The organism is Rossellomorea sp. DUT-2, assembly GCF_052665285.1.
Map to the genome: position 1 here is coordinate 53,474 of NZ_JBQPEO010000009.1, position 12,811 is coordinate 66,284.

General features: G+C 41.4%; 13 protein-coding genes, 1 pseudogene and 1 riboswitch. Of the genes and pseudogenes, 1 reads left to right on the forward strand and 13 read right to left on the reverse strand.

The genetic code is table 11. The annotated features are described in order from the left end of the window. Positions 1–14: 14 nt before the first annotated feature. The 7 genes from hypF to ACOSV2_RS21610 form a co-directional block, all read right to left on the reverse strand. Positions 15–2,306 carry a carbamoyltransferase HypF gene (gene hypF / locus ACOSV2_RS21580; protein ID WP_428976811.1) on the reverse strand — a complete coding sequence of 764 codons (2,292 nt, stop codon included), beginning with the start codon at positions 2,304–2,306 and terminating at the stop codon, positions 15–17. Continuing rightward, a complete protein-coding gene (gene hypB / locus ACOSV2_RS21585) occupies positions 2,291–2,950 on the reverse strand; it encodes a hydrogenase nickel incorporation protein HypB (RefSeq protein ID WP_428976812.1) in 660 nt (219 codons plus the stop codon). Before hypB ends, hypF begins: the two co-directional genes overlap by 16 nt. Next, positions 2,947–3,306, reverse strand: a complete 360-nt coding sequence (locus ACOSV2_RS21590; RefSeq protein ID WP_428976813.1) for a hydrogenase maturation nickel metallochaperone HypA/HybF — start codon at positions 3,304–3,306, stop codon at positions 2,947–2,949. The genes hypB and ACOSV2_RS21590 overlap by 4 nt, the downstream gene beginning before the upstream one ends. A gap of 609 nt (positions 3,307–3,915) precedes the next feature. Next, positions 3,916–5,112 (reverse strand): M20 family metallopeptidase, encoded by a 1,197-nt coding sequence (locus tag ACOSV2_RS21595; RefSeq protein WP_428976814.1) that lies wholly within the window; start codon positions 5,110–5,112, stop codon positions 3,916–3,918. 12 nt (positions 5,113–5,124) lie between these two features. Next, complete coding sequence (locus ACOSV2_RS21600) at positions 5,125–5,961, reverse strand: MetQ/NlpA family ABC transporter substrate-binding protein (RefSeq protein ID WP_428976815.1); 837 nt, start codon at positions 5,959–5,961, stop codon at positions 5,125–5,127. Positions 5,962–5,972: 11 nt separating this feature from the next. Beyond that, complete coding sequence (locus tag ACOSV2_RS21605) at positions 5,973–6,635, reverse strand: methionine ABC transporter permease (protein ID WP_299739167.1); 663 nt, start codon at positions 6,633–6,635, stop codon at positions 5,973–5,975. After that, on the reverse strand, positions 6,625–7,650 hold the full coding sequence (locus tag ACOSV2_RS21610; RefSeq protein ID WP_428976816.1) for a methionine ABC transporter ATP-binding protein: 1,026 nt from the start codon (positions 7,648–7,650) through the stop codon (positions 6,625–6,627). The genes ACOSV2_RS21605 and ACOSV2_RS21610 overlap by 11 nt, the downstream gene beginning before the upstream one ends. Before the next feature lie 111 nt (positions 7,651–7,761). After that, positions 7,762–7,866: riboswitch (SAM riboswitch) on the reverse strand. Positions 7,867–8,352: 486 nt separating this feature from the next. Between ACOSV2_RS21610 and ACOSV2_RS21615 the strand changes: the two genes are divergently transcribed. Then, positions 8,353–8,559 (forward strand): hypothetical protein, encoded by a 207-nt coding sequence (locus tag ACOSV2_RS21615; RefSeq protein WP_428976817.1) that lies wholly within the window; start codon positions 8,353–8,355, stop codon positions 8,557–8,559. Between the two features lie 368 nt (positions 8,560–8,927). On the opposite strand, the gene ACOSV2_RS21620 is transcribed toward ACOSV2_RS21615, so the two are convergent. The 6 genes and pseudogenes from ACOSV2_RS21620 to ACOSV2_RS21645 form a co-directional block, all read right to left on the reverse strand. After that, positions 8,928–9,686 (reverse strand): serine hydrolase, encoded by a 759-nt coding sequence (locus ACOSV2_RS21620; RefSeq protein ID WP_428976818.1) that lies wholly within the window; start codon positions 9,684–9,686, stop codon positions 8,928–8,930. Between the two features lie 139 nt (positions 9,687–9,825). Continuing rightward, entirely contained in the window at positions 9,826–10,407 is a 582-nt protein-coding gene (locus ACOSV2_RS21625; protein ID WP_428976819.1) for a GrpB family protein, read from the reverse strand. Between the two features lie 98 nt (positions 10,408–10,505). Then, positions 10,506–10,928 (reverse strand): RND transporter, encoded by a 423-nt coding sequence (locus tag ACOSV2_RS21630; protein ID WP_428976820.1) that lies wholly within the window; start codon positions 10,926–10,928, stop codon positions 10,506–10,508. 177 nt (positions 10,929–11,105) lie between these two features. Then, positions 11,106–11,852 carry a class I SAM-dependent methyltransferase gene (locus ACOSV2_RS21635; RefSeq protein WP_428976821.1) on the reverse strand — a complete coding sequence of 249 codons (747 nt, stop codon included), beginning with the start codon at positions 11,850–11,852 and terminating at the stop codon, positions 11,106–11,108. 172 nt (positions 11,853–12,024) lie between these two features. Beyond that, positions 12,025–12,456 carry a WapI family immunity protein gene (locus tag ACOSV2_RS21640; protein ID WP_428976822.1) on the reverse strand — a complete coding sequence of 144 codons (432 nt, stop codon included), beginning with the start codon at positions 12,454–12,456 and terminating at the stop codon, positions 12,025–12,027. Between the two features lie 112 nt (positions 12,457–12,568). Then, positions 12,569–12,811, reverse strand: a pseudogene (locus tag ACOSV2_RS21645) (serine hydrolase domain-containing protein); the annotation flags it as partial.

Below are 12,811 nucleotides of genomic sequence, written 5' to 3' on the forward strand. Positions count from 1 at the left end.
ACCTTCATTTTCGTTTATCTTCCTTCAAGCGTATGAGCAGCAATGATGATCTGCCCTAATGATAATCCCCCATCGTGACAAGGGACATTTCTATGGGTGTAGACGTTAACCCCCTCTTTTTGGAGGCCTTGCCGGATCTCCCTTGCCAGGAAAACATTTTGAAATGATCCTCCTGACAGTACGACCGTTCTATTTAATTCCGGTCTGTTCCTGAATAGTTCTAAAACCATCTGTATACAGCAAGACACCAAGGTGGTATGAAATTTCTGAGCGATGGCTGTAATGGGTTGTTGGAATTTATCTTGGATGATTTCATCAATCATCGGGGATAAGTCAAGTTGAAACTGGTTTGGGCTGCTTCTAATTACATGAAAGGAATACGTTTCCCCTGTGCTTTCAAGTTTCGTTCTATTCATATAATCAGATAATTTGATTGCCGCTTCCCCTTCATATGTTGAAACCTGACATATACCGAGAATGGCACTAACGGCATCAAATAAGCGGCCGCAGGTTCCAGCCATCGGCGTATTGATCTGATGAACAATCATTTGGTCCATGATCTTTATTTCCTTTACTCTCTCAGGAAAAAGCTTCATACATAATTCTTTTCCACTCTCCGGCCAGTAATAAAGCAGCATCCCCACTGCATTCCTCCACGGTTCTTTCACGGCTTTTTCCCCGCCTGGAAGAGGAGTGTATGTCAAATGAGCAAGTCGTTCATATGATTGTGCGTCTCCATATAAGAATTCAAATCCCCAGATATTCCCGTCTTCTCCGTATCCGGTACCATCTAAGATGATCCCCGCACATGGCTCGTTCAGACCATTATCCTCCATGCAAGATACATGGTGTGCATGGTGGTGCTGAACGGATATGGTTTTACCCTTGAGTTTTTTAGCAATGGAAGGTGATGCATATAAGGGATGCTTGTCGACAACGGTCCTTATTTCGTTAACCCCAAGATATTCTTTATAATGACGGAGCTGGTAATCAAAGGAGGAGATCATTTCTTCGTTTTCTAAATCACCCACATGAGGACTCATGACAATGGTATCCCCGCTCCCGACGGAAAATGTATTCTTTTGATTTCCCCCTAACGCAATCATACGATCCACGTCCGATGTTGTCTTAAGGGGCTCTGGAACGTATCCTCTTGCACGCCGTACAAATAATGGATGTTCTCCGTCACACTGAACGACGGAATCATCAATGGGAAAATCGATTCGGCGATTATGAGTTAAGGTATAATCACACATGTTTCGTACATGTTTTAAATGTTCATCTTTATATAAAATGGGATGACCTGAAGGATTAGCACTCGTCATCACGATACAGTCCAACCTATGATCGTTAAACAAAAGATGATGCAAAGGAGTATAGGGCAGCATCACCCCGAGCGTCGACAAACCCGGGGAAATAGTGGGCGGTAAGCCGTCCCCTCCTTTACTCCTTAAAATAACAATCGGCATTTCAGGGCTCATCAGAATATCTTCTTCGATTCTTGAGATATGACAAAGACCCCTAGCCGCCTCTAACGACTTGACCATGACCGCCAAAGGTTTCTGCGGCCGTTTCTTTCGCAGTCTTAGCCGGTCAACAGCCCATCCTTGATACGCATCGCAAGCCAAATGGAAGCCGCCGATTCCTTTAATGGCCACAATATGACCTTGTTTGATCAAATCAATCGTCCGGGTAATGGCTGATTGATCTTCAGCCAATGATTCACCGCCTTGATTATGGAGGGATAAGGTTGGTCCACAATCCGGACAACAGATAGGCTGGGCATGATGCCGCCGATTCAATGGATCTTCATACTCCACTTGGCAGTCAGGGCACATAGGAAAATCCTTCATTGTCGTATATGGACGATCATATGGAAGACGATTGATAATCGTATAGCGTGGGCCGCACTGAGTGCAATTAATAAATGGATAGTGATAACGCCGATTACTGGGGTCCATCATTTCCTCCAAACATTGCTCACATATTCCCGCATCTGCAGGGATCCAGGGAACAGCCCTCCCGTTTTCCCGGCTGGGGATGATCGTAAACTCTTTATAATGGGCAAGTGGAGCAGGATGAATGGTTATCTCAGTGATTTTCGCCAATTTCGGCGGATTTCTTTTGATTTCGTCCACCATATTCCCTAACTGTCCTTCCTCTCCTTCAGCCAGGATGATGACCCCATTCAGGTTATTTTGTACCGTCCCGTTGAGATGATATTTTTTTGAAAGCTGATAGATAAAGGGGCGAAAACCTACTCCCTGCACCTTTCCTTTCACTGTTACTTTTATGGCTGTGTACATTTTTCATGAGCATCCTTTATCCAATTGACCCAATCTTCCATCCCTTCACCCGTTTTAGCGGATAATGCTTTCAACTGGGCCTGCGGGTTTATTTCTTTTAAATTTCTAATGGCTTCCTCTATATTGAAAGATACATACGGCAGGATGTCGATTTTATTCACGATCGTTAAATCGGTACGTCTAAACATGACTGGATATTTGGGGATTTTATCGTTTCCTTCAGGGACACTTAAAACCACCACTTTATAATCTTGTCCTAAATCATACCCAGAGGGGCAAACCAAATTCCCGATGTTTTCAATGAAGAGAATGTCTATCGAATCCAGGTCGAAATCCGGAAGCGTTTTAGCAATCATCCTGGCATCAAGGTGACATCCTCCCACCGTATTAATCTGAACCGTTTTGACGCCCAGCGAACGTATTCTTTCCGCATCCATTTCCGTTGCAAGGTCGCCTTCGATCACAGCCATACGGAACTCATTATTTAAGGCCTTGATCGTTTCTTCCAATAAAGTTGTTTTGCCCGCTCCTGGAGAGCTCATCAAGTTAATGACAAGCGTATGGCTTTTTTTGAACGTTTCTCTATTGAATGCAGCAGCCAAGTTTTGATCTTTTAACACATCTTCCTGCAGTTTGATTTTCACGATTCATCACTTCCTTCGTATGATTCAACCCGAAAGGTTTTACCTGAAACGAGTAAACAATCAGGCAGCCCGCACTTTGGACAAAGCGCCACTCTATAGTCGGGTGTAAACTCCAGCAAACACGTTTGGCATCTTGATCTCGCCACTTCACGTATCATTTCTAATTCCGTCGTTTCATCGATAATGCCCAAACCCTGTTTCTGAAAATGGAAAAATGCCAACTCCAGTGCATCAGGCAGTACATTGGATAAATCACCAACAATCACATTTATATTAGACACTTTCCTGATCCCATTTACTTTGGCATCTTCCGAAACTATTTTAATGATCTCAGACATAAGCGACATCTCATGCATCCTTAACACCTCTCACTTTCATATCTATGCTCGTCTCCATTAAAAAGAACAGCTTGGACCGTTGCGCACTTGAGCTAGTATAAGAGGATGTTCCAATCACGCAAAAAGGCCTTTGATCGGCTCTGAAAAGCGGATGAAAGGCTTTGAAACTATAATATTAGGATAGTGCCCCTCATGGATGGGGAATGAATTTCTCTACAAATCTAAATAGAGAAATTGAGCATTTCAGTAATATGATACTATTGAGCAATCCCCCTTTGGAGGAATAAGCATTTTATCTATATTTTTGAAATTATAAACCAAGCGTTTGGTTACTTATGTATCAGATTTTTTAGTTCTGTTAAATAGACGGAAAAATTCCCGTTAATTAGTAATTTAATAGAAAAATGGCTGAAATAGACGGAAAAATTCCGCCTATTTACTCAAAAAGTACAAAAATAGGTGATTTTTCTATTCATAAGCGGAAAACCTCCGCTTATTTCCCCCGAAAATAAGTTCCATTCAGAATATAACCGGAATAACTCCGCTTATTTTACCGTCACCGATTCTCCTATAAAGGGCAAGCTCTCTCACAAAAAAGACAGCCCTCATCTGGCTGTCTTCTCATCCTTATTGACTTGTACCAAACTCTTCCCATATTTCCTCCAAAAGCCCCTTATCCGTCAGCAGTTCATACCCCGTCAGCGCAAGTGCCTTTGCCCCGATCACAAGGGCACGGTCACCCTCGTTGGATTTAGCCGCTTCCCTGAATTCGTTCGTGTGGACAACGAGGGATTCGGGGCCGATTTTGATGTAGGGGTGGATGGTCGGGACCAACCGGCTGACGTTTCCGGCGTCGGATGAGCCGAGTCCCTTTCGTTCCGTATCGTCGAAGGATTCCCCTAATGACTCGATGGAGCGCTGGAATACTTGATCGAAACGGCGGTTGAGCTGAAAGTGGTCAACTTCATTTTGGATCTTGATGACATTCAATTTCGTCCCCGTGGCAAGTGCCGACCCCTCAGCGATGGCTTTCACTTTCTTCGTGACTTCATTGCACGCTTCCCTGGTTGCAGCTCGTATATAGAAGCGGGCTTTTGCATAGTCAGGGACGATGTTGGGCGCGTCCCCTCCGTGGGTGATGATGCCGTGGATCCGTACATCATCGGTCACGTGCTGGCGCAGGGCGTTAATGCCGTTGAACAGCTGGATCACACCGTCGAGGGCATTGATGCCATCTTCAGGGGAAGCTGCCGCATGGGAAGACCTTCCTTTAAATTCGAAATCAAGGGGGTCCACCGCAAGGGTTTTCCCTGTCTGTGTTGTCCGGTTGAACGGATGGACCATCATGCAGGCATCCACTCCTTCGAACAAGCCTGCCTTTACAAAACTGCCTTTCGCACTTCCGTTCGGACCGCCTTCCTCGGCAGGAGTCCCGAACACCACCACTTCCCCTCCTGTTTCATAAAGTACGGACGACAGGGCGATGGCCGCCCCGCAGCTTGCCGTCCCGATGATATTGTGACCGCATGCGTGACCGAGTCCAGGCAGGGCGTCATATTCAGCCAGGTAGCCGATGACCGGCCCTTCTTTTCCTGAATGTTTGCGTGCGACAAAGGAAGTCTCATGACCCGCCACTCCCCGTTCAATGGAGAACCCGTTGGCTGCAAGGAGGGTGGTCAGGGTCTCTGAAGCAAAGAACTCTTCGTTACCGATTTCAGGATTGTCGTGGATCTGATGGCTGGTCGATACGAGTTTCACAGCCAGTTGATCCACTGCCGAGAGGATGTTGTTTTTACGATCGGCAATCGCTGCTGGTTGACTCATCTCTTTTCCCTCCTAATGCAATTCACTGACCGGCACGAATGTCGGGATCAGGGAATCTTTGTATGTTTTCTTGATATGTTCCGCTACGTCATCTTCCTGATAGAGCTCAACGATCTTTTTAAAGGTCTTATTGTCTTTCTCTTTTTCCTGGGCTGCGATGATATTGATGAACGGCTTGGATTCCGCCCCTTCGATATAGATACTGTCATCAACCGGAATGAACCCAGCTTCAACCGCCACACCATTATTGATGATCGATGCTGCAACATCCGGCAGTACCCTCGGTGTCTGGGCAGCGACGACCGGTGTGAATTCAAGGTTTTTCGGGTTTTCTTTTATGGCTTCTAGACCTTGTGACTGATCAAATCCTTCTTTCAGTTCGATCAAGCCTGCTTCCTCGAGTAGGAGAAGGGCACGGCCAAGGTTCGTCGCCTCTTGAGGAACGGCTACTTTACTGCCTTTCGGTAAGTCTTCTACCGATTTATATTTTTCCGAATAGATTCCCATCGGCGCGATGATTGTCGAGCCGATCGGTACAAGGTCCAGATTATGTTCTTCAACGAAAGAATCAAAATAGGAAATCGTCTGGAAGGCGTTCAGGTCAATATCCCCATCGGCCAGCGCCTGGTTCGGTCTCACGTAATCGGCAAACTCCACAATCTCGATTTCAATCCCTTCCTTCGCTGCTTTCTCTTTCATATACTCCCAAATCGGCACCCCAGATCCATTCACTCCGACTTTAACGACTTCTTTTTCACCTGATCCGGATGCACTGTCTCCCGAGCACCCGCTCAGTATAAGGGTGAATAATAGAATCGCGATACTTGCTAGACTGATTGATTTTTTCATATTCCTCTCTCCTAACGTCTCCTGATGATTTTTGATAATGTATTCCCTGCTGTCTGCAGTCCCTGCACCATCACGATTAAAATGATGACCGTCACGATCATGACGGATGTTTCAAATCGCTGATATCCGTAAGCAATGGCCAGATCCCCGAGACCTCCGCCTCCGACTGCCCCGGCCATGGCCGATGCACCGACAAGGCCGATGGTCGCAATCGTGATATTCAGGACCAGTGTACTCAATGCTTCCGGAATGAGTATCCCGAAGATGATCTGCCACGGCCCGGCCCCCATGGACTCCGCCGCTTCAATGACACCCGGTTCCACTTCAAGGAGCGAGCTCTCTACCAATCTTGCAATATACGGTGCCGCAAATACGACAAGCGGTACCACGGCTGCCGCCGTTCCGATCGATGTGCCCACTACCAATCTTGTAAAGGGGATGATGGCCACCATCAAGATGATGAACGGGATCGAACGAAATACGTTGATGATACTGCTCAATACGGAAAAGACGACTTTATTTTCAAGTAAGTGCCCCTTCCGCGTGACCACGACGATGATGCCGAGGGGAAGCCCAATCAACGTTGCAAATAGAAGGGAGAATGACACCATCGCCACGGTATCCCATGTCGCTTCTATAATTCTTGGCCAGAATAATTCCCAGTTAACTTGCACGCTTCTCCACCTCGCTTACGAATAATCTGTTCTTCCAATAATCCAGGATCTCTTCCGTTTCTTTCTTGCTGCCAATGATCTGTACGATGAGATTCCCGAACGGCTTGCCCTGAAGTTCCGTGATCTGGCCGAATAACACATTGATGTGGGCATTGAATTTCTTTGCCGTTTCGGAAAGGATCGGCGTGCCCGTCGAATCCCCCTTGAAAATGAGGCGGCAGATACGCCCTTCTTTGCTGTCATTCAATTTATCGAGAACCGATGCCGGCAGCTGATCATTCATGACACTCTTCACAAAATTTCTCGTCGTCGGGGTCTGCGGGTTGGAGAAGATATCGAAGACGCTTCCCTCTTCCACGATTTCTCCATTTTCCATGACAGCGACCTTATCACAGATTTCCCGGATGACCCCCATTTCGTGGGTGATCATTATAATCGTAATGCCATACTCCGCGTTGATTCTCTTTAACAAGTTCAGAATCGATTCCGTCGTCTGAGGATCAAGTGCGGATGTTGCTTCATCGCAGAGCAGAATCGAAGGCGATGTCGCCAGGGCCCTTGCTATCCCCACCCTTTGCTTCTGCCCTCCTGACAGTTGATCCGGATAATGCTTCGCTTTATCTTCAAGTCCAACAAACGCGAGCAATTCCTTTACTCTCTCGCTGATTTTTTCCTTCGGCCATTTTGCAAGTTTCAGAGGATAGGCGATATTCCCTGCCACCGTCCGGGATTGAAACAGATTGAAATGCTGAAAGATCATCCCTATGCGGTGCCGCTCTTTCCTCAGATCAATGGCCGACTGATCTTTAAGGCTGCGCCCCTCAATGAAAATATCTCCCGATGATGGTTTCTCTAAAAAATTGAGACAGCGGACAAGCGTGCTTTTTCCCGCTCCGCTGAATCCGATCACCCCATAAATCTCACCCTTCTTCACTTCAAAGGAAACATCCCTTAAAGCGGTGAATGGGCCATCCTTCGTCTCAAAAACTTTCGTAACATTCTGAACTCTGATCATACAGGACTTGCTCCTTTCGCTATGTATTCTTCTTGTTGACTATCATGGCTCAAATAAAAAGTGCCCCCCTTCTTAAGAAGAGAGGCACAAAAATATGTATATGTCCCGCTCTTCTCATCTTTCAAGTCATATGACTTGATGGAATTGGCACGGTATTCATAAGAACCCGTTGCCGAGGTATCGTAGGGCCAGTCCCTCCACCTCTCTGGATAAGAAGATATCGCTTTATTAAGTTAAAGTTATGATGCGTTTAAGCATTAGGGTTATGGTAAAGGATTTCAATTAGTTTGTCAATCCTGTTTTTGAATTAATTGTATTACGGAGGACTAATCAACTAGGGTTACTTTAACCAGTCTTCAATTGGATTGACGATTGACACAAAGGTCCATATATTAACGTCGACCGGCTCTTCATTCATCCCCCCGTTAATGGAAAAAGAAAAAATCTGTAACCTTAATATTATTTAAGTTTACATAGAGTAATGAATCCAAATATAATTTTTTTGCCAACTGACTTTCAGGTATCTTCCAAAAAAGGGGTGATTGTATAAAAAGATTTTTATTGGGTAGTTTTGTTTATTCATTTCTTCCCATTCTTTAAGGTCTCTTTTTTCTTGTTCGGAAAATAAGTTGAACAATACTCCAGGGTCATCAATTTTATAGCAAGTATCCAGTCTTTTCTCCTCTTCTGGTGATAGGAGGGATGCCACTTCAAGAAGGCAATTATGTCATGGTATTCTTCGGCACCGATCACGAGGGGAAGATCCAAGAAGTGAAATTAGGCCATAGTCAAAAAATGTTTGATTTAATGACCGTTTTTATTGGAGTAGATCATAACCAGTGTACCCTGGAAAATAGAGATTTCCAAGAATACTTGCTTGCTCTCTCTAACCTTGTTTACTTTGATTAGTATCCATTTTAGACATTAATCCAAAAAGAACCCAATGACATAGGATTTTGTCATTGGGTTCTTTGAGTGAAAGTCACTCTCCGAATAATCTTTACTTTTTCTCTTTATCGTGAAATTTATGAGAAATGCTGATTTATCAACATTTACTACATTTTTGAAAAAAGATTGATCAAAATGGATTCTTCCCCTGCAAAACTTATAAAAAGGATCTATCATTTTCCGTCTGTAAATAATGTCTTTTCTACCTTAAAACAATAAATCGATCTTCCATTATCGCCCCCTATAACGGAACAAAGGACGGCTGCTTATCCAGTATATAAACTGTAAGCCAGCCTTTCGAGACACCTTCAATAATTGAATAAAGCTGCTTACTGTTTTAAATATTCAGCATAAAGCAACTCCATAGCTTCAATAATCTTATTGTCTGCAACCTGATTGCTTAATCTATTAGGTAGATTATCAGCCCCTAGTGCAAAGATATATGGCTTTTTATTAAAGTCACCAACTATACCGATATCAACAAAAACATTTTCTAGTCCACCTGTCATATGGTTTAGATGGTGTGCGGGTATTTGTTTTATATCTCCCTTTTGTCTAACCAAACCATTAACGATTGGTGTCCATAAGAGAGGTTGTGTTTTGTACCCTTGATATATATGTATCATCAAATCAAGCATTTCATTTATTTGAGCCTTATTTTCAATATCCCTTGGGTTTTCAGTAACATTTATTGAAGGATAGTAAGACTTGATGCACTTGTTTATCTTTTCCCAACCACCACAAAAATCAACAATACATCTGGCGATATAACTATCGTGACAAGCAATCATCACTTCAACCGCTTCCCTCAAAGGTAGCGTTTGTCTGTTTTGTAGATGAGGATAAACTTCTTTGCTATCTTCTGCTGGATTAAATGACACTTCTTCAATAATGTCATCCCAATTTGCCAAATCATCATCTACCCATTTCGCTACACAAAAAGCTATTGCTACTTTTGAAGATGATGCAAGAGGGACTTCAATCTCACTATTAAAGGAGAATTTTTCTCTCTTTTCTCCTGTGGAATATATAGCTATCCCTACTTCTCCTACATCTATTTCTTCAATTTTTTCTATAACTTCACTCAATTTTCTTCACCTACTTAGTTTTCTCTGGAACCTGACACAAATCTTCCATTAACCTGCCCAATAATTGAATAAGAACAATAGCCGGTGATCAATTAGCTGATCTTCAGTTATTGCCCCCTATAATGGAAGATGACCAAAGTTATTTTTGGTTTTTAGATGATTTTTTAAAAATTCCACTTATAAATTCAGATTTGCCTGAAGTATAAGAGGTTCTGTTTATTACTGAATTAGCCAAGGTCTTTTTTAAGTTTTCATACTCAATTACTGCTTCTTGGTTATTACGAAGATAGTCCCTAAAAGCTAAATGCCTTGCCAACTCTTCGCTATCTTTATTGCAAACATAAAGATGGTGCTCCATCCATTGTGTATCCTTGCCGTCCCACGGAGTAAGTTCATCTTTTCTTCCAAATGCTTCTCTACCTCTAAAGCTCCATTCTTCTTGATAATAGTACCCTATTTTTTCAAGCTTGCTAATTACATTAGGAAAAACACTATTATCCTCAATTACAATATCAATATCCAAAATAGGTTTAGCTGCTAAACCTATTATAGATGTACTTCCAACGTGTTCAATATCAATAATTAAATCACTTAAAGAATTGCTTATGACTACTTTAATTAATTTAAAAGTCTCAGCCCATCTTTTATCATATTGTAAAATTTCTATTCCAGGAGATGACAAAGTAAATCCCCCTTTTTCTTTTTTTAAGTTCTTTTTCAATTAAACTGCCCAATAATTGAATAAGAACAATAGCCGGTGATCAATTAGCTGATCTTCAGTTATTGCCCCCTTTAACAGAAGATGTCTTCTTAACCTTTTCACCTAAGAAAATAAACTGTATAGGAAATAATCATCGTGATGGCGACTAAAACAGATATTACTAGACCAATAACCCCTAGTATGCCACCCCATCCTACTGTATAGGTGAAAAAATATAATTGATATCCAAAACCTAAAAGTATTATAGCTAAAGGAACATTAAAAGGAAATGTACGTTTCCAAACAAGTGCTAATACTACAGATAGGAAAAGCAATACTATTCCAAGGGTAGAATTTACAGTGTCCCATCGGAATTCCATTCGAGATTGCCCCGCATCCTCAGCTTGTGAGTTGGACAGGTTTTTTACTCCTTCTGAAGCTTCGGAAATCAGAATAAGCCCCATCAGCACAATAATCCCGAATACAATCCAATTAATCTTTTGAAATTTCTTATTCCTCTTCAAAATTTGTTCTTTGGCCAAGCTCTCACCTCTCCGTTGTTAGAGAATGAAAAAAGGTTACTTAATTACTCAAAAGAAACTTCTTTAAGGGTTATTTCTTCTTCTGTTAACCTGCCCAATTATTGAAGAAGGGTAAAAGCCAGATCAATAAGCTAATCTTCAGTTATTGCCCCCATTTATTGAATAACAAAAGGCTTCTCACTCTGAAAACTTACAAATACATACCTCTGTTTTATAATGGAAGGTTACTTTATCGTTTTGTTGATATTTTGAGAATAGTCGGTGAAGTTCTGCAACAAACTCTTCATACGTATTATCCAGTTTAGACGGTGTGTATGATAACGATAGTGCACCTCCTAAAAAACCTTCCTCTGTTGCTGTTTGCCAATTTTCATAATATACCTTAGTGTAATCTTGTCCAAAGAAATTAATTTTCTCTTCATCTGGATCAAAATTAGAAATTGCAGCAGTCGTTTTAACTTTATAGTTATTTAATACAGTTGTATATTCTTTGGCAAATTGACTGTCATTCTGCATCTCATTCCAGAGAATAACTACATACCCATTTTCTTTTAAGATCCTTTGAAATTCTTTCTTACATAATTCCTTGTCAAACCAATGAAATGCTTGTGCAATAGTGATAATATCCACACTATTCTCTTTCAATGATGTTTTTTCTGCTGGAGCTTTAATGAATTGGATATTATTCAATTCATTGCAATACTTTCTGCACTCTACAAGCATTTGTTCGTTTGGTTCAATTGCAAGAACGTTGCACTCCAAACTTCCTAACATATGAGTAAGAATTCCCGTACCTGCTCCAATATCTGCAATGGTCGATTGATTATTCACACCTAGCTCTCTAATTACTTTCAAGATTTCTGATGGATAGGAAGGTCTCCCAATTGCATATTCTTTCGTTTTATTATCAAATTCATTATTCATAATAGGTCTCCAATCTTCACCGAATCATTAAGCGAATTTTTGATAAAAGTTAGACGTGAAATACTTCATTAAAGTTTCACTTTATTCAATTAACCTGCCCAATAATTGAATAAGAACAATAGCCGGTGATCAATTAGCTGATCTTCAGTTATTGCCCCCGTTTGTTAAATAACTAAGGTTTACCTATTACTGGATAAACATATGTTATATCCTCTAATTCTTTAATCAAGACATCTAAATATGATTGATTTGATACAAATTCGAATGTTAATACTGCACCACTTCCTGCTGGATAACAAGTTTCTCCAGACCATTCTATATGACCTAACTTATCCATTTCACCTTCAAAATGTATAAAGCTATCTAGATTTTTCAAAATAGCCTTTCCTGATAAATTTCTACTCATTAACTTCAAGTCATTCACAAAATCTATAATGTCATCTGTTCTTAAACTTGCGTTAAAATTAACATTATAGCCAGGGATTTCAACTTTTACATTTGAAACAACCCAGTTTCCATCCCAATAATCAGAACTGATTGGATATTCACGACCTATGACATCTATTTCTATTTTAGCCTTCTCTCCTAACAGATGGAACTTCATCTTACCACCTCTAACTTTCAACCTTTTAACTTATCCCTTATTCAACTAAACTGCTCCGATTGTTGAATAAGCTTGTAACTGCAGTAACATGAGGTCAATGGCTGTACTTCATTTATTGTTGTAATTTAATTTCCTTTACAACCAAGTTCCCAAACGTTTGTATATCCTGTATGTAATCAAAATTTATATTCTCATATGTATATAAACTGTTATACATTCTTACAGCAACAACATTAAATTGTGGAATAACAAGACAAGCACAACCAGAAGCGCCAAGTATTTGATAGCTCCCTTCTGGTAATTCTGATCCTAGTTCATTATAGTCACAGAAAACTTTATTATCTTTCAACCACCA

Bases quoted from the DNA above. Each gene is read 5' to 3' on its own strand.
- ACOSV2_RS21615 (WP_428976817.1), top strand. From the start codon at position 8,353: ATGCCACTTCAAGAAGGCAATTATGTCATGGTATTCTTCGGCACCGAT.
- hypF (WP_428976811.1), bottom strand. From the start codon at position 2,306: ATGTACACAGCCATAAAAGTAACAGTGAAAGGAAAGGTGCAGGGAGTA.
- ACOSV2_RS21635 (WP_428976821.1), bottom strand. From the start codon at position 11,852: ATGAATAATGAATTTGATAATAAAACGAAAGAATATGCAATTGGGAGA.
- ACOSV2_RS21640 (WP_428976822.1), bottom strand. From the start codon at position 12,456: ATGAAGTTCCATCTGTTAGGAGAGAAGGCTAAAATAGAAATAGATGTC.
- ACOSV2_RS21595 (WP_428976814.1), bottom strand. From the start codon at position 5,112: ATGAGTCAACCAGCAGCGATTGCCGATCGTAAAAACAACATCCTCTCG.
- ACOSV2_RS21600 (WP_428976815.1), bottom strand. From the start codon at position 5,961: ATGAAAAAATCAATCAGTCTAGCAAGTATCGCGATTCTATTATTCACC.
- ACOSV2_RS21590 (WP_428976813.1), bottom strand. From the start codon at position 3,306: ATGCATGAGATGTCGCTTATGTCTGAGATCATTAAAATAGTTTCGGAA.
- ACOSV2_RS21610 (WP_428976816.1), bottom strand. From the start codon at position 7,650: ATGATCAGAGTTCAGAATGTTACGAAAGTTTTTGAGACGAAGGATGGC.